Here is a 21,129-nt window from a genome sequence, read left to right as displayed (position 1 = left end):
GACCGCCGTCGCGTCAGGAACTCATCGCTGTCCCTGTCGAGCAGAATTTTCACGAGGTGACGCCGAGGACCGGCAGCGCTTTCTCCTTGTAGATCAGCGACCGCTCGCGACCGTGGCAGTCGATCGCCATACCGCCGAGCCTACGGTTTCGGTGCGCAACCGTTCGCTGCGCGGCTGGTTACGCACCGAAATCGCCATGGGCTACCTTGCGGCGGCCTCCGGTGCGTACCCCAGCGCGGCCTTGACCTCCAGGAATTCGTCGAACGCGAAGTGGCCCCACTCGCGCCCGTTGCCGCTGCGCTTGTAACCGCCGAACGGGGCCGCCATGTCGAAGCCGTGGTTGATCGCCACCGACCCGGCGCGGATCCGCCGCGCCACCGCGCGCGCCTTGTCCAGGTCGGCACCCGAAACATAGCCCGCCAGACCGTATTCCGTGTCGTTGGCGATCTCGAGCGCCTGATCCAGGTCGTCGTAGCCGAGGATGCACAGCACCGGGCCGAAGATCTCCTCGCGGGCGATCGTCATGTCGTTGGTGACTCCTGCGAACACCGTCGGCTTGACGTAGTAGCCCTTGCTCAGCCCGTCGGGTCGACCGGTCCCACCGATGGCGACGGTCGCACCCTCGTCGATGCCCTGCTGGATCAGGCCCTGGATCTTGTCGAACTGCGCCTTGGACGCCACCGGGCCGATCGCGGTCTTGTCGCTGGGGTCGCCGACCTTGACCGCGCCCGCGACCTCGCGGGCGATCGCGATGGCCTCGTCCATCCGGGTGTTCGGCACCAGCATCCGCGACGGCGCGTTACAGCTCTGACCGCTGTTGACCATCATCACCGACACACCCGCGGCCACGCTCTTGGCGAAGTCGTCGTCGTCGAGCACGATGTTCGGGCTCTTGCCGCCGAGTTCCTGGGTGACGCGCTTGACCGTCAGCGCGGCGTTCTTGGCCACGTCGACACCGGCCCGCGTGGAGCCGGTGAACGACACCATGTCGATGTCGGGGTGGCTGGACAACGCCGCACCGACACCGGGGCCGTCGCCGTAGACCATGTTGTAGACGCCGGCAGGAACGCCCGCCGCGTCGATGATCTCGGTGAAGATCTGAGCCGAGTACGGCGCGACCTCGGACGGCTTGAGCACCATCGTGCAGCCCGTGGCCAGCGCCGGGTACACCTTGCAGGCGATCTGGTTGATCGGCCAGTTCCACGGCGTGATCAACCCGCACACCCCGATCGGCTCCTTGACCACCAGCGTCGCACCGTGCTGCTCTTCGAACTCGAAGTTCTTCAGCACGTCGATCGCCGTGGCCAGATGGCCGAGGCCGAGGTTGACCTGCGGGCCCGCCGCCAGCGATGCCGGGGCGCCCATCTCCTCGGTGACGGCCTCGGCGAGGTCGCCCGCCCGCTTCTGGTACTCGGCCATGATCGCCTGTAGCACGTCGAGGCGCTCCTGGGGGCTGGTCTGCGACCACGTGCCGAAGGCGCGCCGGGCGGCCTGCACCGCCACGTCGACGTCGGCCGAGGACCCGATCGCGATCTTGCCGGAGACTTCTTCGGTGGTCGGGTTGTCGACATCGAGCGTGTTGGGCCGGATCGGGTCCACCCATTGGCCGTCGATGTAGAACTTCAGATATTCGCGCATGATCCCACTCTTCCCTATTGCGTACCTTCTGCATACCAGGTGCGGAATCGGTCGTACTTCGGCATCTCCTCGGAATTCGCTTTCGGGTCGATGCAGACGTGAACCACGGCGGTCTTGCCGCTGGCGAACCCCCGCTTGATCGCGGGGCCGATCTCGTCGTCCTTCTCGACATACTCGCCGTGGCAGCCGAAACCCTCGGCGATCTTGTCCATCCGGACGTCCTTGCTCCAGTGCACCCCGGGTTGCGGCGACGGCTGTTCGAACGTGCGCTTGTAGACACCGACTTCCAGGCCCCACTGGTGGTCGACCCCGACAACGCACACCAACGGCAACTTCTCGCGGGCCGCGGTCTCGAGCTCGGCGATGTGGAACAGGAACGCCGAGTCGCTGGTGAGCAGCATGACCGGGCGGTGGCGGCCGTCGGCGACCGAGGCGCCCACGGCGTAGGGCAGGCCGGTGCCGAGGTGACCGAAGTTCTGGTTCCAGATCACGTCGCGCGGCTTGGTTTGGGAGTAGGTCCATCCGAAGATCACCGTGGCGCCGCCGTCGCGGACCAGGATGCCGTCCTCGGTGCACTCGTCGAAAGCCTTGGTGGCCTCGACGACGTAGCGCGCCGGGTGGATCGGGGAGCGACCGCTCGGGGCCTCCTCGGCGACCCGGGCCAGTTCGGCGGCGTCGGCTTTGATCAGGGCCTCGAAGTCGACCGACGGGCTGCGCGGACTCTCGCGCAGCGCCTCGACCAGCTGCGGCACCACCCCGCGAAGATCGCCGACCAGCGGCACGTCGATCGGCCGATTCACACCGATCGCGGTCGGATCCTGTTCCACCAGAACCCATTTGCGGTTGGCATCGTTGCCGGCCCAGTGCTGGGTGCGACCGTAGTGCATGGGCTCGCCGAGCTCGGTGCCCAGCGCCACACAGAGATCGGACTGCTCGACGGCCTCGTTGGCCGCCGGAGAGAACAGGTACGGGAAGGTGCGATCCTGCAGGCCTGGGATGAACGAGGTGCCGCCCGATGTCTGGATCACGGGGCAGGCCATCAGCTCGGCCAGCTCCCTGACCTGTTCCTGAGTGCGCGAGGTGTGCACCCCGTGACCCACCAACAGGATTGGGCTCTGCGCCGCCCGGATCAGCTTGACCGCTTCGGCGACCTCACGCTCACCCGCGCCCTGATTGACAAGGCGATACCGGTGGGGCGGCAACGGATCCGGCACGTCGAGTTCTTCGAGGATGACGTGCGACGGGAACTCGATGTAGCTGGGCCCGGGGGTGCCCGACATGGATTGACGGATCGCTTCGCGGACGATCTCGTCGGTCTGGTCGGCGTACTCGATCGCGCTGCTGAACTTGACCGAGGGGGCGAAAAGTCCTTCCTGCTGGACGAACTGGATTCGGCCGCGCCGTACCCGGCGTTCGGTGATGCGGGCTCGCTGGCCGCCCAGGACGATGACGGGTGAGTTCTCGACCAGCGCGCACTGGATGGCGCCGGCGATGTTGGCCATGCCCGGTCCGAGGGTGCCGATGCACAGGCCCGGCTTGCCGGTCATCCGCGACGCCGCCTCGGCCATGAAGCCGGCGCTCAGCTCGTGGTGCGGCGCGACGACAGACCATCCGCGGGCGTCGGCCTCGGTGAACATGTGCACGAAGTTGGGGTCGGGGATGCCGAACAGCGTGTTGACTCCCTCGGCCTCGAAAAGGTCGAGAATGCGCTTGTATACGGGGACGCTCATGTGAAACTCCTTTTACTGGTAGCGCTTTGCTAGTCGTTTGCGGTGAGCTGCCGGCGAACCGAACAGCGCTCGGTTGAGGGTGGCGCGTTTGAGGTAGACGTGGATCCCGGACTCCCACGTGTAGCCGATGCCCCCGTGCAGTTGCATGGCCTTACCCGCGATGTCGACGGCGGCGGTGCAGGCGTAGGACTTGGCCATGGCGGTGGCCACGTCGGCGTTCGGTGAGTCGTTGGCGACGGCCTGGATGGCGTCGTCGACGAGTTGACGGGAGACTGAGATCGCGACCTGCATGTCCGCGCACGCGTGTTTGACGGCCTGGAACGAGCCGATGGCCCTGCCGAACTGGTGGCGCACCTTCGCGTAGCCGACGGTCGCGGCAAGCATGGCTTCGCTAAGCCCGAGGCTGTCGCAGGCGATCGCGGTCGCGGCGCGGTCGTGTAACCGTTGCACTGCGGCGGCGGGATCGCCTATGAACGGCAAGGTTTCGGTGGTCGGGGCGTTCCGTTCGACTGCGGCCAGCCTGCGCGTCTTGTCGACAACGGGCCGGGGTGTGGCCGGTGCGTCCGTCACACCGACACCGCGGTCCGTCACGATCAGAATCCGGTCCGCGGCTTCGGCGTCGGGCACGAAGTCGTACGGTTCGAGCGCGACGGCCACCCTCGACGCGCCGCTGGCGACGTCGGTGAGCAGCTGGTCGCGGGTGGCGCTGGGCCGCAAGGCGTTCAAGGTGCCGACGGCGAGCACCGCGCTCCCGAGGAAGTGGGTCGCGCTCACGGCGCGGCCGATCTCTTCGCAGACCACCGCGGCTTCGGCGAACGACGCACCGGCACCGCCGAACTGCTCGGGCACCTCGAGTCCGACCCAGCCGGCATCCACCAACGTCTCCCATGTGGTGTCGCGGTCCTTCGCGAGCAGATCGCCCGCCACAGAACGTAGTTCGTCGTGGAACTCGGTGAAGTCGGTCATCACACCGCGCTCGGTTCCCGTGGCAGGCCGAGGCCGCGCTCGCCGATGATCGAACGCTGGATCTCGCTGGCGCCGCCGGGAATCGTCCACTCCCACGACCCGATGAAGTCGAGCACCCACGCGCCGGACTCCCAGCCGCTGGACATCGGCTTGGCGAGTTCGGTGTGAGCGGCCAACCCGCCGACCTCCGCGGCGAAGTCGGTCATGCGCTGCAGAAGTTCGCTGTAGAAGAGCTTGACGATCGAGGCGTCGGCCGGGCCCGATTCGCCGTTGTCGCTGTCTTCCACCAGCTTTCGGCACAGACCCCGCAGGCCGGTGATCTCGGTCTCGAACTGCGCCAGGCGGTCCGCGACGACGGGATCGTCGACCGGCGCGCTCTGCACCAGCCAGCGAAAGCCCGCATTGCCCAGCCGCTCGGCGAGTTCGAGCATCGTCATACCCCGCTCGGCGCCGAGGGTGGCTTGGGCGACCTGCCAGCCGTTGTTCTCCGCACCGACCAGGTTCGCGGCTGGAATCGACACGTCGTTGAGGAAGATTTCGCAGAAGTGCTCGTCGCCGATCGCGTTGCGGATGGGGCGGACCTCCACGCCGGGTGTGGTCATGTCGAGCAGGAAGTACGAAATGCCTTTCCGCTTCGGGGCGTCCGGGTCGGTGCGGGCCAGCAGCAGGCACCAGTCGGCGTGCTTGCCACCGCTCGCCCACAGTTTCTGGCCGTTGACGATGTACGAGTCGCCTTCTTTTCGCGCCGTGGTGCGCAGGCTCGCCAGGTCGGAGCCGGCTTCGGGTTCGGAGAAGCCCTGCACCCAGATCTCGCCGTCGAGGATCGCGGGCAGGTGTCGACGCCGCTGCTCGTCGGTGCCGGCGACCAACAGCGTCGAGGCGGCATGGTGGATGCCGACGAACGCGAGCACCAGCCGCGGCGCGTCGTGTGCGGCCAGCTCCTGATACAGGACCACCTGTTCGGCCACCGACATTCCACCGCCCCATTCGGCGGGCCAGTGCGGGACCGCGAAGCCCGCGCGGTGCAGTTCGGCGAACCAGGCCTTCTGGAACGCCACGAACTGGTCGTCGCTCACGCCCGTCTGGGTTTCGCGCCAGTCCGGCGGGATGTGCTCGACGCACCACTGCCGAACCCGCCGCCGAAACTGGTCGAGCTGTGCGGTCATAGGCGCACCGCCTTGGCCCGCAGTTGGTCCATGGCGCGCGCGACAGCGACGCCGTCGTCGAAAGACGGGCTGATCTGCGTCCCGGTGCGCAGCGCCTCGGCGACGTGGCCGAAGAACGTCGTCAGCGCCGGCGGCGGTGATCGCCGGGGCGGCGGCGCGAACTCGGCGGTCTGAGGGTCTTCGCCGGGCCGCCGAACGACGAGCGTGGTGTCGGACGTCAGCTCGACGGTGCCGTCGCTGCCGATCAACGTGACCGACGGCGCCGAGGGGACGGCGGCGGCAAACCCCGTGTCATGGGTGGCGGTGCAGCCGTTGGTCATTGCGAACCATGCCGAGTACGCGTCCTCGGCTGTGGACCCCTCAGCCGACCCGTCGATGCGGGTGATCCCGCCGCAGTCGGCGATCTCGCTGCCGAACAACCACCGGGTGAAGTCGATCAGGTGTGAACCGTAGGCGCCGATCCAGCCGCCGCCTTGTTCACGGTCGTTGATCCAGCCGAACTTGCGCCCCCGCAACCCGCTGCCGAAGAACGTCCAGTGCAGATGACGCGGGATACCGATCGCTCCGCCGTCAGCCAGTTCCTTGAGCCTGCTCCAGGACTCGTTGAACCGGAACTCGAAGTTGAGAAAGTGCAGCACCCCGGCCTCCCGGGCGCGGTCGCGCATCAGCGCCGCCTCGTCGGCGTTGCGCCCGAACGGCTTGTCGCACAACACCGCATGCCCGTGCTCGATCGCGCCGCTGACGTGCTCGAGGTGCAGGAACGGCGGCGAGTGCACGGAGATCAGATCGGCGTCGGAGGCCAGCGCGGCCTTCACCGCGTCCTCGTCACGCGGGCTCACGACCTCGACGTCGAAGCCGAGACCGGCGTACGCGGGCGCGGCCGCGTGCTTGCCGAAGCCGGCGCCGATCACCGCGACCTTCATGCGTACAGACCCGTCAGGCCTGCGCTGCCCGCCCTGCGGGTCAGCGCGTCGCGGGTCGCGGACAAGCCCAGAGGCAGCCGCCGCAACGGCTGGCTGTAGCGCGACAGCCACGACAGGGTGGTCTCGTCGCAGAAGCCGACCGCGCCGTGCAGTTGATGGCACACCCGGAATACGACTTCGGCGGCCTCGAGCGCGGACATCCGCAGCGCCAGAGCGTCGTTGAGCGCTTCGGGGCGGTCGGTGGCGATGCTCCACAACGCGTACTTCGCCAGGATATCCAGGCCGCTGCGCTCGACCTCGGCGTCGGTGAGCTGGAACTGCACACCCTGGAACGACGACAACGCCTGCCCGAACTGTTTGCGGAGGCTGACGTGTGCGACGGTCAGCTCGATCGCCCTGTCGAGCATGCCGAGCAGCGTCCAGCACGGCAGCACCAGGCCGAGCGCGACGTCGGCCGCGCCGTCGTCATCGACGTGCACGGTCTGCAGTTCCGCGACAAAGCCGGGCCCGATGCGGGCGAGCCCGGTCACAGCATCACGCGCACCCTCCAGAGTTATGGTCGTCCAACGCTTTTCGAGACCGGCAATCGCCGCCGCCGGCCGCTTGCCCGCCACCACGATCAACCCGTCGGTGTCGAGATCGGTCGGCGCGGCCAGCCGTTCGGCCACCGGATAGGGCAGCGCCCAGTAGCCGGCGCTGCGGCACAGCGCGGCTGCCGCTTCCAGACCGTCGGCGTCGGTGCGCGGATCGAGGTCCCAGGCGCCGAGACCGTCGAGGATCGGGCCGACCAACGATTCCCGCGCCTCGGGTTTGGTCTCCGCCTGCTGGACCAGTTGGTCGCCACCGGCGGCTTCGAACGCCCGGAGTGCCTGGCGGCCATACTCTTTGGCATCGTCGGACAGCTCGAGGATCATCTCGCTCATTTCGCCGCCAACAACGCCCGGGACAGCAGAATGCGCTGCATCTCGATGCTGCCCGAGGACACCGTCGAGGCCTGCGAGTACTTCCAGTGGTCCTCGACCTCGCCGAGAAACCAAGCCGCCCCGCGGTCGTCGTGGGACACCTCGGCAGCGATGTCCATCAGGACCTCCGCGCTGTCCTGGTCCAGCTTGGTGACCGCGATCCGGTAGGCGGCCGCGTCGCCCGGCTGAATCCGCCCGCTGCTCTGCAGCGAGACCACGCGATAGGCCATCAACCGGGCCCGCCGGCAATGGGTCAGCATCCGGATCCACCGGCCGCGCAACTCTTCCGGCAGTTCACTCCACCGGTCTGAAAGCACCCCGGGCGCGGCGGCGAGCAACCGCTCACAACGCGCGTAGCGGGCGATACCGACCCGTTCGAACGCCATCACGTCCTGCACGACCGCCCAGCCCGCATCGACGGTCCCGAGGACGTCGCTCTCGGTGACGCGCAGGTCGTCGAAGAACACCTCGTTCAGGTGATGCGGACCCATCATGCACCGGATGGGCCGGACCTGGATCGCCGGATCGTCCATCGGCACGAGGAAGATGGTCAAGCCTTGCTGTTTGCGCTCTCCCCTGCTGGTCCGCGCCAGCAGGAAGCACCACTGCGCCATCGTCGCGTACGACGTCCAGATCTTCTGGCCGCTGACCAGCCAGCCTTCGCCGTCACGCCGCGCACTGGTGCGCAGCGACGCGAGGTCCGAGCCGGCTTCGGGTTCGGAGAACCCCTGACACCAGATCACCTCGCCGCGCGCGATCGCCGGCAGGTGCTTGCGCTGCTGCTCCTCGGTGCCGTGTCGCATGATGATCGGGCCGACCCAGTTGACGCCCATGTACTGCGCGCCGCGGGGTTCGTGATGCGCCCACATCTCCTCGCGCACGACGGTCTGCTCCCACACCGACGCGCCGCCGCCGCCGAACTCCTTGGGCCAGGAGAGGCACAGCAGTTCGCGCTCGGCGAGTGTGCGGCAGAAGCGTTGCGCGATCTCGAGGTCGGCGGGGTCGTCGGTGAATGCGCCCAGATAGTGTTCGGGCACATGCTCTTCGACCAGCGTGCGCAGTTCGGTGCGCAGCTCGGCGGCTTTCCGTCCCATCTCGAAGTCCATGCTCACCCCAACTCCGACGCGCCGACACTGCGCTTCTTGACGAGATTCGGCCCTTTTTCATCAGAAACCGCAGTCTCGGCGGGAGGGGGCCCAGCGGGCTGAGACGCGGGAGGGGGCCCAGCGGGCTGAGACGCGGGAGGGGGCTGGGGCCGGTGCGCTACCAGGCCGAGTTCGTCGAGCACGGCATCGGTGTCGGCGCCCAGCGTGGGCGCGGGGCCCGCCACCTTGCCCGGGGTCCGGGAGAACAAGGTCGGCACGCCGGGGAACCGCACCGGCCCGTTCGGGGTCTCGACGGTCTCGAAGAGCCCGACCGCGTTGAGGTGTGCGTTGTCGAACAGGGCATCGGGGGTGTTCAGCGGCGCGGCGGGGATCTCGAGTTCTCCGAACAGCGCCAGCCATTCGGCGGTGGTGCGCTCCTTCATGGTCTCGGCAAGCAGCCCGTACACAAGATCGATGTTGTGTGCGCGTTGTTCGAGGGTGGCGTACGACTCGTCGTTCCACGCGGGCTGCACCGCGTCGATGAACGCGTTCCAGTGCTTGTCGTTGTAGATCAGCGCAGCGATGTGACCGTCGCTGGTGCGGTACGGCCTGCGGTTGGGCGCCACCGTGCGCGGGTATACCGCGGGCCCGAGCGGAGGGTCGAACATGGCACCGTTGGCATGTTCGACCAGCATGAAGGACGCCATCGTCTCGAACATGGCGACCTCCACCTCCTGCCCCTCCCCCGTGCGCTCGCGATGGAACAGCGCCATCGTCGTCGCGTACAGGGCGGTCAATCCCGCCACCTTGTCGGCCATGATCGTGCCGACGAAGTCGGCCTCGCCGGTCAATTGCTGTTGCACGGCTGGCACCCCGGCCTCGGCCTGGATGGTGTCGTCGTAGGCGGGGCGGTCCCGGTCGGGCCCGCGACGGCCGTACCCGTAGCAGTTCGTGTAGACGATCGCGGGGTTGATGGCTGCCACGTCGTCGTAGCCGAAGCCGAGCTTGGCGATCGCCTTGGCGCGCATCGAGTGGATGAACACGTCGGACCGCTCGATCAGCGCCCGCATCGCGGCTTTGCCGTGTTCGGTCTGCAGATCGAGCACCACGCTGCGTTTGCCGCGGTTGACGTTGACGAACACCCCGCTCATCCCCGGCGCCGGGCCCACGGAGATGAAACGGGTGTTGTCACCTTGTGGCGGTTCGACTTTGATGACATCGGCGCCCATGTCGGCCATGATCTGCGTGCAGTAGGGGCCCATCACCATCGCGGTGAGGTCGACGACGCGCACGCCGGCCAGCGGTCCGCTAGACATGGTGGGCTCCCCGTTTCGCCATCGCGAAGCTGTACCTGATGTGGTCGCCGTGACCGTCGGGCACGACGGGGAACACGACGGGTTCGGACATGTCGCGGATCGCCGCGATGTGTTCGGCCACATCCTCGATCGACCACGCCGGACGGTACTCCCCCGGAGTCTCGGCGAGCACCGCCCGCGCGATCCGGCCGGCCAGCGCGATCAGCGCTTCGCCTGTGATCGAACATGATTCGTGCGCGAGCCACCCCACCGCCGGGGCGACCAGCTCGGCGTCCATCGGCGGGTAGGCCGACGTGTCGATGCCTTCGGCCATCCGGGTCACCGCGGCCGGCACGATCACGTTGCTCTTGACACCGTGGGCGGCGCCCTCCATGGCCGCGACGTTGGACAGCCCGATCACCCCCGCCTTGGCGACCGCGTAGTTGGCGACTTCGTGATTGCCGTACAGACCGCCGATCGAGGACGTCAGCACGATGCGTCCGTAGCCGGCGTCGCACATGACCGGAAAGGCGGGGCGCACCACGTGGAACGCCCCGCGCAGGTGGACGTCGAGCACGGCCTCGAAGTCCTCGTACGTCATCTCCTTGAGCGGGGCGCGACGGACGATGCCCGCGTTGTGAATGAGGATGTCGATGCGCCCGTAGCGCTCGACCGCGGTGTCGATGATCGACTTGCCGCCGTGCGGGTTCGCCACCGAGTCGGTGTTGGCCACGGCTTGGCCACCGGCAGCGGCGATTTCGTGCACCACCTCTTCGGCGGGGCCGGGAGCTTCGGGAGGCGGGTGGACGGGATCGTAGTCGTCACCGGCGAGGCTGCCGCCCGGATCGTTGACGACGACTTTGGCGCCGCGGGACGCCAGCAGCATGGCGTACGAGCGGCCCAGTCCTCTTCCGCCTCCGGTGACGACAGCAACCCGGCCGTCGAATCTCAGCTCATCCATGTGTCGAGAGCGCGCTTGTTGCGGGTACGGGCGTGAAGAAGCGTGCGCTCGGGGCTACCGGAGTACCAGGCCATTCAGGTCACCCCTCTCCCGCCACTCCTTCAGCAGATCGTCGAACGCGTAGAAGCCGGCCATGTAGTAGTCGCCGAGGAACGACCTGACACCTTGGCCGAAGCCGTTGCCCTCGTTGTTGTAATAGCCCGGCGTACAGGACAGATCGAACGCCGACGTGTCCATCGCATACTCGCGGATGGTGTTCGCCCAGCCGTCTTGGGCGTCCTGGCTCGGCTCCACGATCGTTGCGTTCCGCTTGAGGGCCTCGGCGATGATGTAGGCGATGTGCTCGGCCTGCTGCTCGAACATCGCCGTGGTGTTGGCCGAGACACCGCCCTGGATGAATCCGGTGTGGAACTGGTTGGGGAATCCGCGGCTCGTCATCCCGTGCAGCGTCTTGTAGCCGTCGCGCCAGTGGTCGAACAGCGAAAGCCCGTCGCGGCCTTCGATGGTATCGATCGCGTACCGGCGGCTGAGTTCGGTGGAGATCTCGAAGCCACTCGCGAAGATCACGCAGTCGACCTCGTATTCGACTCCGTTGGCGACGATTCCGTTCTCCGTCAGCCGCTCCACGCCCTTGCACTCGGCCACGTCGACCAGCGTGACGTTCGGCCGGTTGAACGTCGGCAGGTACTCGTCGTTGCTGCACGGCCGCTTACACATGAACCGGTAATAGGGCTTGAGCGCTTCGGCGGCCTCGGGATCCTCGACGAGGTCGGCGACTCGGCGCCGCAGCCGCTCCATGACCTTGTAGTCTTCCTCCTCCCGGATGGCCATCACCTGCTCGATCGTGAGCGACGCCGGGTCCGGGCTGGCGGCGATCCGGGCCGTTGTGTTGCGGCCCAGTTCGGTCCAGAAGTCGCAGACCATGTCTTCGGCATCGAACACCACGCCCTCGAACGGTGACCAGCGGTGGAAGTTGCGCTTGCGCTCCTCCTGCCAGCCCGGCGGCAGCGAGGCCGCCCACTGCGGATCGGTCGGCTCGTTGCCGCGCATGTCCACCGAGGACGGTGTCCGCTGAAACACATACAGGTGCTGGGCATCTCGGCCGAGATGCGGGACCAGCTGCACCCCGGTCGCTCCAGTGCCGACCAGCGCCACGCGCTTGTCATGCAGCTTGTGCAGGCCGCCGTTGGCGTCGCCGCCGGTGTAGTCGTAGTCCCAGCGTGCCGAGTGGAAGATGTGGCCTCCGGCATTCACGTAGTCCTTGATGCCGGGAATGCCGGGCAGCTTGGGCCGGTTGTAGGACCCCTGTGCCATGACGACGAATCGCGCGCGGATGTCGTCGCCGCGGTTCGTCTGCAGGTGCCAGCGGCTGATCGAGTCGTCCCAGCGCACCGTGCGCACCTGCGTCGAGAAGATCGCACCGTCGTACAAGCCGAACTGTTTGCCGATATTGCGGCAGTGCTCGAAGATCTCGGCACCGTCGGCGTACTTCTTGCTCGGCATGAAGTCGAGCTCTTCGAGCATCGGTATGTAACAGTATGCGTCGTTGTCGCATTGGATTCCGGGGAAGCGGTTCCAGTACCAGACGCCGCCGAAGTCGCCGGCCATCTCGATGATGTGGACATCGTCTACGCCCGCCTTCTTGAGGTAGGCGCCCGCCAGCAGGCCGGCGATGCCGCCGCCGAGCACCGCGACCTCTATGTCCTCGTTGATCGGCGTGCGCGGCGTGACCGGTGTGTGCGGATCGACCTCGGCGAACTCCGCGAAATCGCCTGTGAGTTCGAGGTATTGCGCGGCCCCGTCGCTGCGCAACCGCTTGGTGCGCTCGTGCTCGTACTTCTCGCGCAGCGCATCGATGTCGATGTCGTCCGGGGTGTCGGTGGGTCCGCAGGTGTCGAACAGTGTCATTGCCTAGAGCTCTTTCGGTTCGCCGGTGCCCATGTACTTGGACAGCTGGTAGTGGAGGTTCACCGTGCTGCGTTCGCGGTACGGATTGGGTTTGGTGCCGGGGAAGCCGAGCGACTTCATACCCTGCTGCACCGCGGCCATGTTCGAGAAGTCCTGGGGTAGCACCGACCGCCAGTTCGGGCTGTCCTTCGGGGTGTACTCCCACTCCGTCTGCGGCTCTTGGCCTTTGGGGTACAACTCGAAAACCGACACCTCGAAGATGCACTTGTTCGGGTCGTAGCTCGGATGCGGCCTGGCGCTGTAGCACAGCGCAACGGTCAGCCCCTGACCGATCTGGAAGTTGGGAAAGATCTGCCACGCCGTGCCCGCCTGCCCGAGGATGTCGGGCGGGATCGTCGGCCAGATCACGCCACGGGCTTCGTCGTCGCGGCGCGCCGAGGCCAGCCAGTGCTCGAGCACCTTGTCCGGGGGCGTGCCCTCGGGCAGTTCGTCGACCAACCGTTTGGCCGCGTTCACCAGCGTCTCGGTGGTGGAGGTGTTGGTCTCCTCCATGGTGTACACCTGCATCTCGGCGGTGGAGACACGCGGGTCGCCCGTTCCGAGTCGGATCTTGGACTTGGTGGCCTCCATGTCCTTGGGCGCGTCATAGCCGATGTTGCTGTGCTTGCCCTGCGCCTTCGCCCAGCCCTTGAACTCGCCGAACTTGTTGAACTCCGGATGCGTGGTGAACACATGGTAGGTCTCGTTGAATGCCTCCAGCGCGACCTTCCAGTTGCAGTCGAAGTACAGCCATTTGCGCCACTTGTAGCGCATGTTCTCCAGCCCGAACGGGTCGAGGATCTTGGCGGCCGGAAACAGGTAATCGGCCAGCGGTTCGCAGTCGGGGTCCATGTTGATGAACAGCCAGCCGCCCCAGGTGTCGACCCGCACGGGGACGAGGTGGGTGTTCTGCGGGGTGAGCGCGCCCTTCCAGTCGTCCTGCTCGCGGATATGTGTGCACGCACCGTCGAGACCGTATGTCCAGCCGTGGAATCCGCACACGAACGACTTGCGTGCCCGGCCCACCGCGTTCTTCGCACCGTCCGGGGTGTCGACGAGGCGGCGGCCGCGGTGCATGCAGACGTTGTGGTGCGCGGCAAAATCCGAGGATGAGTTCCCGGCTCCGGTGCGCACCACGATGATCGAGTCGTCGAGGATGTCGTAGGTCAGGTAGCTGCCGACCTCGGGCAGCTCTTCGACGCGTCCGACCTGCTGCCACACCTTGCGCCACAGCTTGTCTCGCTCCGCGCGGGCGTAGTCCTCACAGATGTAGGCCTCGACGCTGATCGTCATCGGCTCGGAGAGTTCCTCTCGCAGCCCAGGTTCGATATCCGTCATCACATCTCCTTGATCGCGGCGCGAAAGTTCTCGTCCTTGAGGAACAGCGAGGTGTTGTCGGCGCCGAGGTGGGTCCACTTGAGGTTCAGCCCGCCGTCGACCAGAAGCGTCTGACCGGTGATGTAGCTGGACAGGTCGGACAGCAGGAACAGGATCGCTCCGGCCTGCTCTTCGGGCCGGCCCCGTCTGCCCATCGCGATCGCCCGTCGGTCCCGCTCGGGGTCGTCGTCGACATAGGTGCGCGAGGCGGCGGTCTCGGTGACACCGGGCGCGACCGCGTTGACGCGGATGTTGTCGAGCGCAAGTTCCACGGCCATTGTCCGGGTCATGGCCGAGACGGCGGCTTTCGCCGTCCCGTAGGCGATGTGGAATGGCGCGGTGTTCATCCCGCTGATCGAAGACACCGAAACGATGGACCCGGGCTTACCGGCGTCGCGGATTTCGGCGGCCACCGCCTGGCTCATGAAGAACGCGGTTTCGAGGTTCGCGGTGAACAGCGCCCGCCAGTCCCCGCGCGTCACCCGGGTCGACGGCATCCACGTCGACGGCGCGGCGCCCCCGGCGATGTTCACCAACCCGTAAAGGTCGCCGTCGACGCGGCGGACCTGTTCCATCACCGCGGCGATGCCGTCGTCGGTGGAGGCGTCGGCCGATACGGGAACGACCGCGAGGCCCTGTCCGGCCAGCGGCGCGACGTGTTCGTCGAGGTTCTGTTCCGACCTACTGACGGCGACGACCGTGGCGCCCGCCTCGGCGGCCATCCGAGTCACGGTGGTGCCGATCCCGCCACCGCCGGCCCCCGACACCACCACGACGCGGCCGGCCAACCCCAATCGATCGTCCACGCTATTTGTCCGGACAATAAACGATGTTCTCCATGTCGCAGAACACTATTCCGCAGTGCCGAGAGGCTCGTCAAGGGCTGGATGGCTTCTTTCGATGCCTATTGTCTGGACTAACCGGGCTTGCTAACGTGCGAGGTCATGACGCAATCGGCGACGGGTTCACTGCAGCAGTCTCGCTACCCGGAATGGAATCCGGCCGCGGCTGACGGCTGGCGCGTCGAGCGGGTGACCGCCCCCAGTCGACTGTTCGGCGCGAACGGTCTGCGCACCGGTCCGGACGGCCGCGTCTACGTCGCCCAGGTGACCGGCAGCCAGATCAGCGCCCTGGACCTCGGCACCGGAGACCTCGAGACGGTCAGCGCCAAGGGCGGTGACATCGTCGCCCCCGACGACGTCGCGTTCGACGGCGACGGCAACCTGTTCGCCACCGAGGTGATGGACGGGCGGGTCAGCGTCCGCGACACCGCCGGTCGCACCCGGCTGCTGCGCGACGGCCTGCCGTGCGCCAACGGCATCACCGTGCATCAGGACCGCCTGTTCGTCAACGAATGTCGCGACGGCGGCCGGCTGATGGAGCTCGACCGCGGCACCGGCGCCGAGCGGATCCTGCTGGAGAACCTGCCGTCGCCGAACGCCATGGAGGTCGGACCGGACGGACTGCTGTACTACCCGCTGATGACCGCCAACGAGATCTGGCGCATCGATCTCGCGGGCGGTGAGCCGCAACGGGTGGCGGCCGACCTCGGTGTCCCCGACGCGGTGAAGTTCGACGCGCAGGGCAACCTGGTGTCGACGCAGGTGGCCAGCGGCCAGGTATTGCGCATCGACCCGCGCACCGGCCACAAAACGCTGCTGGCACAGCTCAATCCGGGGTTGGACAACCTGACGTTCGTCGGCGACAGGCTCTTCGTCTCGAACTTCACCGGTGAGATCACCGAGATCGTCGGCGTCGGAAAGACCCGCACGCTGCTGCCCGGCGGCCTGAATTGGCCACTGGACCTGGCAGTCGGCGAGGACGGCCGGCTGTACGTCGCCGACGGCACCTACTTCTACACCGTCGACGGCAACGGATCGCTGCAGACGGTCGGCATGCTGTTCTCGCCCGGCTACCCAGGTTTCCTGCGGGGGCTGGCACCGGTGGACGGGGCCGCGTTCGTGGTCGCCACCTCCGGTGGCCAGATCGCGCGCTACCGGCCTTCCGAGGGCGAAACCGACTATCTGGCAGACGGTTTCGACCAGCCCTACGGCGTCGCGGTCGGGCCGGGTGAGCGGATAGTGTTCGCCGAACTCGGCACGGGGCGGGTGCACTGTCTGCGCTCGGGCACGGCCGAGGTGCTGGCATCGGACCTGCGGGATCCGGTCGGGGTGGCCTTCGACCCGGACGGCCGCCCGTTGGTCGCCGAGTCCGGCGAGGGCCGAGTGGTCGCTGTGGGCGGTGCGACGGAGACGGTCGTGGAGGGGTTGCAGCGGCCACAGGGAATCGCGGTCGCCGACGGCGTGCTCTACATCGTCGACGCCGGTGCCAAGGAGGTCGTCGCCGTCGACTTGAACACCAACGGACGCACCACGATCGCCTCGGGGCTGCCGGTGGGCCCGCCCGCGGGCGTGGAACCCAAGCCGCTCAAGGGGATGCCGCCGTTCTCCGGGCCGCAGGGACCGTTCGCCGGAATCACCGTCGGCCGTGACGGCACCCTGTACGTATCGGCGGACGGCGAGGGCAGCATTCTCGCGCTGCGACGGACATGAGCGCCCCCACCGATCACCGCTACCTGCAGGTGGCGCGCACGCTGCGCAAGGAGATCGTCGACGGCATCTATCCGGTGGGCTCGCAGCTGCCCACCGAACAGCAGTTGTGCGAACGGTTCGCGGTCAGCCGGTACACGGTTCGCGAAGCGCTGCGGCGACTGCGTGACGACAACCTCGTCGCCTCCCGCCCCCGGGCGGGAACACTGGTCGTTCCCCGGCCCGCATCGAATTCGTATGCCCAGGACGTGGTTTCGATCAACGATCTGCTGGCGTTCGCAGCAGGCGCGCAACTCACGATCGAGTCGAACGCGATGGTCGCCGTCGACGACGAGCTGGCAGTCCGCACCGGTCTGCAGCCCGGTTCGCAATGGCTTGCGGTGCGTGGTTGCCGCCAGGCCGAGGGCAGCGAAACCCCGGTCTGCACCACCGAGTACTACATCAACCGGGCGTTCGCGGCGGTAGGGCGCCTGCTGCAGCGACATTCGGGGCCGATCTTCCCGTTGATCGAGGACCTGTTCGGGGTCAGCATCGTCGAGGTGCATCAGGAGATGGCGGCCATCACCGTGACATCCGACCTCGCCGATGCGCTCAAGGTCGGCACCGGCAGCGCGGCGCTGGAGATGCGTCGGACCTACACCACATCCGACGGTGAGGTCGCCCAAGTCACCCTCAACACCCACCCGTCGTCGCGGTACCGGCACTCGATGACCATGCGCCGGATCAAGGGTTAGGCCCGGGACCGTGCGGGTCGACGAGAAACGGAGCGCCGACGCCTACCGGCGCGGGCTGTGGGTGCACGACACGCTGGCCGACTCGTTGCGGGACGCGGCGACGGCGACCCCCGAGCGAACGGTGTTGGTGGACGGTGAGGTTCGGCTAAGCTGCCGGGAGTTGTACGACCAGGCGGTGGCGCTGGCGCAGGCGTTGATGTTGCGGATGCCTGCGGGCAGTGTCGTGTCGTTCATGCTGCCGAACTGGCATGAGGCCGCCGTCGTCTATCACGGGGCGACGCTGGCCGGGATGGTGGTCAACCCGATCCTGCCCTCGCTGCGCGACCGTGAGCTCTCCTTCATTCTGAGCGACGCCGACGTCCGGGCGATCTTCGTGCCGGCGGCCTTCGGCAAGCACGATTATGTCGCGATGCTTGACCGGGTCACCGCCGCGATGCCCACTCCGCCTGAGGTGGTCGTCGTGCGGGGCGACGCCGGGGGTCACACCTCCTACGAGTCGCTGGTCCGCGCCGAGGGAACCGCCGCGTTGCCGGTGTCCAACGCCGACACCGTGCGCATGATCCTGTACACATCGGGTACCACCGGGCGGCCGAAAGGCGTACTGCACACCCATAACTCGATCCATGCGTTGATTCGGCAGATCGGCGAGCACTGGCGCGTCGCGGCCGGAGACACCTTCCTGGTTCCCTCCCCGATCGCGCACATCGGCGGGTCGATCTACGCATTCGAGTGCCCACTGCTGCTGGGCAGCACCGCCGTGCTGATGGAGCGCTGGGATCCGGACGCGGCCGTCGCGTTGATGCTCGTCGAGCGGGTCACCCATATGGCCGGGGCCACGCCGTTCCTCGACGGCTTGCTCGCCGCAGCGGAGCGCGCCGGAACCCGGTTGCCCGACCTGAAGGTGTTCATTTGCGGAGGGGCGTCGGTGCCGCCCTCGCTGATCCGAAGGGCCACCGGCTATTTCGAGGCGGCCGCGGTGTCGCGCGTGTACGGCTCGACCGAGGTTCCGGTGACGACGGTCGGCTCGCTGGACGACGCCGACCACGCCGCGGACACCGACGGCAAAGCGGGTGTCGCCGACATCAGACTGGTCGACGGCCAGATCTGCGCCCGTGGCCCGCAGATGCTGGTCGGCTACCTGCACCTCGAGGACGAGACCGCCGCCTTCGACGACGAAGGCTATTTCCGCACCGGGGATCTCGGGAGCTGGGTCGACGACGACTATCTCGTCGTCACCGGCCGGGCCAAGGACATCATCATCCGCAACGGCGAGAACATCTCGCCCAAGGAGGTCGAGGACATCCTCATCGGTCATCCAGGGGTCGCGGAGATCGCGATCGTCGGACTTCCCGACGATCGAACCGGTGAGCGGGCGTGCGCCGTCGTCGTGGCATCGGACCAGGCACCGCCCGATGTGACGGCGATGCGTGCGCTGTTGGATGCGCACGGCGTCGCGCGGTTCAAGGCGCCCGAGCAGGTGGTGGTCTGGAAGGCGTTGCCGAAGAACGACGCCGGAAAAGTGTTGAAGCATCGGATCCGAGCGGAGCTGACATGCGCGTAGCGATCGTGACCGGGGCGAGCAGCGGTATCGGGTTCGGCTGCGCCACCAAACTCGCCGAGATGGGGATGGCCGTGCTCGGCACCGGACGCGACGAGAGCCGGCTCGGCGGACTGGAGAAGGCGATCGGCGACCCCGAGCGGGTGGCGACGGTCGCCGTCGACCTCACCGCCGACGACGCACCGCAGCGGATCGTGCGGGCCGCGTTGGACCGGTGGGGGCGCATCGACTTCCTGGTCAACAACGCCGGAGTCGGCAGCCCCAAGCCGTTGCACGAAACCGACGACGAATCTCTGGACTACTTCCTCGGTTTGATGCTGCGGGCGCCGTTCCGGTTGGCCCGTGACGTGATCGTGCACATGCAGTCCGGGTCGGGGATCGTGAACGTGACGTCGACGTTCGCGGTGGTCGGCGGCCTGCGCGGCGGTGCGTATTCGGCGGCCAAGGGCGGGTTGACCTCGCTGACCCAGCACATCGCCTGCCAGTACGGTCCGCAGGGAATCCGCTGCAACGCAGTGGCTCCCGGCGTCACCCTCACCCCGATGGTGGCAACGCGGCTGGAGGACGACCGGTTCCGCAAGATCAACGTCGAGATGACGCCGTACCCGCGGTTGGGTGAGGTCGACGACATCGCCAGCACGGTGGCGTTCCTCTGCTCGGAGGGGGCCGGTTTCATCAACGGGCAGACGATCGTCGTCGACGGCGGCTGGAGTTCGACGAAGTACCTGTCGGACTTCGCACTGAACTCCGAGTGGGTGGCACGGCCGTCATGAACCTGTTCGCGCTACTCGATCAGGCGGCGAGCCGCTTCGGCGACCGCGGCGCGGTGTATCACGGTGAGCGGCAACTGTGTACGTGGGCGCAGCTGCGGGAGCGCTCGCTGCGGTTGGCCGCCTCGCTCTGCACGCCCGGCGCGCGGATCGCGATCGCAAGCGAGAACCGGCCGGAGATCATCGAGCTGATGTTCGGTGTGTGGGCGGCCGAATGTGTGTACGTGCCGATCAACTACAAACTGCATCCGCGCGAAATGGTGCAGATTCTCGAGGACTCCGGCGCCGCACAGGTGTACGCGTCGCCGAAGATCGCGTCGGTGCTGAGTTCCGAGACCGGTGTCCCGATCGAGGTCATCGGCACATCGGAGTATGAAAGCTGGTTCACCGCAACACCCTCGGCGCCGCCGGCGACCGATCCGGAGACGCTGGCGTGGCTGTTCTACACCAGCGGCACCACCGGCAAGTCCAAGGGCGCGATGCTGTCGCACCGCAACCTGATGGCGATGACGGTGTCACATCTGGCCGACTTCGACTCGCCCGACGAGAGCTGCAGCCTCGTGCACGGTGCGCCGATGTCGCACGGCTCGGGTCTCTACGTCCCGCCGTACGTGCTGCGCGCGGCGCGCCAGGTGATACCGGAATCGGGGGCATTCGACCCGGACGAGTTCCTCGGCCTGTGCGAACACCATCCCGGCTGCAGCGCGTTCTTGGCGCCGACGATGGTGCAGCGCCTCGTGCAGACCGGGCGCGCCCGCCCACACAACCTGCGCACCATCGTCTACGGCGGCGGCCCGATGTACGTCGAGAGCCTCAAGAAGGCGATGGCCGCGTTCGGCCCGGTCTTCGTGCAGCTCTACGGCCAAGGGGAGGCGCCGATGACGATCACCGGACTGCGTCGCGCCGATCACGCCGACACCGACGACGCGGCGCTCGGATCGGTCGGCTATGCGCGCTCCGGAGTGGACGTGGCGGTGGTGCGGGCCGACGGAGCACCGGCAGATGTCGGTGAGATCGGCGAGATCGTCTGCCGTGGCGACGTTGTCATGTCCGGGTATTGGCACAACCCCGAGGCGACGGCGGCCACGCTGCAGGACGGGTGGTTGCGCACCGGCGACATGGGGTCGTTCGACGACCGGGGTCTGCTCACGCTGCGCGACCGGTCGAAGGATGTGGTGATCAGCGGCGGCAGCAACATCTATCCCCGCGAGGTCGAGGAAATACTGCTCGAGCATCCCGGTGTCGTCGAGGCGGGCGTGGTCGGCGCACCGGACGAGGAGTGGGGCGAGGTGGTGGTGGCGTTCATCGTGGGATCGGTGTCAGCAGCGGAGTTGGATGCCCATCTTCTCGAACGCATCGCCCGGTTCAAACGCCCGAAACGCTACGAGTTCATCGGCGAGCTGCCGAAGAACAGCTACGGCAAGGTGCTCAAGCGGGAACTGCGCGAACGTTTTCGGTAGATTCACCA

General features: G+C 67.4%; 17 protein-coding genes. 5 read left to right on the top strand and 12 right to left on the bottom strand.

Annotated features, from left to right (window positions below; genetic code table 11):
* Positions 1–201: 201 nt before the first annotated feature.
* The 12 genes from QGN32_RS16190 to QGN32_RS16135 are packed head-to-tail and all read right to left on the bottom strand — an operon-like array spanning position 202 to position 14,856.
* Entirely contained in the window at positions 202–1,638 is a 1,437-nt protein-coding gene (locus QGN32_RS16190) for an aldehyde dehydrogenase family protein (protein ID WP_326545344.1), read from the bottom strand.
* A 14-nt stretch (positions 1,639–1,652) separates the two neighbouring features.
* A complete protein-coding gene (locus tag QGN32_RS16185) occupies positions 1,653–3,368 on the bottom strand; it encodes a thiamine pyrophosphate-binding protein (protein WP_326545343.1) in 1,716 nt (571 codons plus the stop codon).
* Between the two features lie 12 nt (positions 3,369–3,380).
* Positions 3,381–4,334, bottom strand: coding sequence for an acyl-CoA dehydrogenase family protein (locus QGN32_RS16180; RefSeq protein WP_326545342.1), 954 nt, complete (start codon positions 4,332–4,334; stop codon positions 3,381–3,383).
* Positions 4,334–5,500, bottom strand: a complete 1,167-nt coding sequence (locus QGN32_RS16175; RefSeq protein WP_326545341.1) for an acyl-CoA dehydrogenase family protein — start codon at positions 5,498–5,500, stop codon at positions 4,334–4,336. Before QGN32_RS16175 ends, QGN32_RS16180 begins: the two co-directional genes overlap by 1 nt.
* A complete protein-coding gene (locus QGN32_RS16170) occupies positions 5,497–6,423 on the bottom strand; it encodes a Gfo/Idh/MocA family protein (protein ID WP_326545340.1) in 927 nt (308 codons plus the stop codon). Before QGN32_RS16170 ends, QGN32_RS16175 begins: the two co-directional genes overlap by 4 nt.
* Positions 6,420–7,337 carry an acyl-CoA dehydrogenase family protein gene (locus QGN32_RS16165; RefSeq protein WP_326549106.1) on the bottom strand — a complete coding sequence of 306 codons (918 nt, stop codon included), beginning with the start codon at positions 7,335–7,337 and terminating at the stop codon, positions 6,420–6,422. Before QGN32_RS16165 ends, QGN32_RS16170 begins: the two co-directional genes overlap by 4 nt.
* 5 nt (positions 7,338–7,342) lie before the next feature.
* The gene (locus QGN32_RS16160) at positions 7,343–8,491 is read right to left on the bottom strand and encodes an acyl-CoA dehydrogenase family protein (RefSeq protein ID WP_326549105.1); all 1,149 of its coding nucleotides are present in this window, start codon (positions 8,489–8,491) and stop codon (positions 7,343–7,345) included.
* A 2-nt stretch (positions 8,492–8,493) separates the two neighbouring features.
* The gene (locus QGN32_RS16155) at positions 8,494–9,786 is read right to left on the bottom strand and encodes a CaiB/BaiF CoA transferase family protein (RefSeq protein WP_326545339.1); all 1,293 of its coding nucleotides are present in this window, start codon (positions 9,784–9,786) and stop codon (positions 8,494–8,496) included.
* A complete protein-coding gene (locus QGN32_RS16150; protein WP_326545338.1) occupies positions 9,779–10,726 on the bottom strand; it encodes an SDR family NAD(P)-dependent oxidoreductase in 948 nt (315 codons plus the stop codon). Before QGN32_RS16150 ends, QGN32_RS16155 begins: the two co-directional genes overlap by 8 nt.
* Before the next feature lie 54 nt (positions 10,727–10,780).
* A complete protein-coding gene (locus QGN32_RS16145; protein WP_326545337.1) occupies positions 10,781–12,634 on the bottom strand; it encodes a flavin-containing monooxygenase in 1,854 nt (617 codons plus the stop codon).
* 3 nt (positions 12,635–12,637) lie between these two features.
* Complete coding sequence (locus QGN32_RS16140; RefSeq protein WP_326545336.1) at positions 12,638–14,011, bottom strand: aromatic ring-hydroxylating oxygenase subunit alpha; 1,374 nt, start codon at positions 14,009–14,011, stop codon at positions 12,638–12,640.
* Entirely contained in the window at positions 14,011–14,856 is an 846-nt protein-coding gene (locus QGN32_RS16135) for an SDR family NAD(P)-dependent oxidoreductase (RefSeq protein WP_326545335.1), read from the bottom strand. Before QGN32_RS16135 ends, QGN32_RS16140 begins: the two co-directional genes overlap by 1 nt.
* 138 nt (positions 14,857–14,994) lie before the next feature.
* On the opposite strand from QGN32_RS16135, the gene QGN32_RS16130 reads away from it, so the two are divergent.
* From QGN32_RS16130 to QGN32_RS16110, 5 genes are read left to right on the top strand one after another with little or no spacing between them, the layout of a single operon-like run.
* Positions 14,995–16,602, top strand: a complete 1,608-nt coding sequence (locus QGN32_RS16130; protein WP_326545334.1) for an SMP-30/gluconolactonase/LRE family protein — start codon at positions 14,995–14,997, stop codon at positions 16,600–16,602.
* Positions 16,599–17,333 (top strand): GntR family transcriptional regulator, encoded by a 735-nt coding sequence (locus QGN32_RS16125; RefSeq protein WP_326545333.1) that lies wholly within the window; start codon positions 16,599–16,601, stop codon positions 17,331–17,333. The genes QGN32_RS16130 and QGN32_RS16125 overlap by 4 nt, the downstream gene beginning before the upstream one ends.
* 10 nt (positions 17,334–17,343) lie before the next feature.
* Positions 17,344–18,894 carry an AMP-binding protein gene (locus QGN32_RS16120; RefSeq protein WP_326545332.1) on the top strand — a complete coding sequence of 517 codons (1,551 nt, stop codon included), beginning with the start codon at positions 17,344–17,346 and terminating at the stop codon, positions 18,892–18,894.
* The gene (locus QGN32_RS16115) at positions 18,885–19,664 is read left to right on the top strand and encodes an SDR family NAD(P)-dependent oxidoreductase (protein ID WP_326545331.1); all 780 of its coding nucleotides are present in this window, start codon (positions 18,885–18,887) and stop codon (positions 19,662–19,664) included. Before QGN32_RS16120 ends, QGN32_RS16115 begins: the two co-directional genes overlap by 10 nt.
* Positions 19,661–21,121: an acyl-CoA synthetase gene (locus QGN32_RS16110; protein ID WP_326545330.1), complete on the top strand. Its 1,461-nt coding sequence runs from the start codon at positions 19,661–19,663 to the stop codon at positions 21,119–21,121. Before QGN32_RS16115 ends, QGN32_RS16110 begins: the two co-directional genes overlap by 4 nt.
* Positions 21,122–21,129 lie beyond the last annotated feature (8 nt).

It is taken from the genome of Mycolicibacterium sp. ND9-15 (assembly GCF_035918395.1).
Lineage (GTDB): Bacteria > Actinomycetota > Actinomycetes > Mycobacteriales > Mycobacteriaceae > Mycobacterium.
Note: the sequence above shows the minus strand (reverse complement) of the source record. Positions and strands in the feature narration are given on the sequence as shown.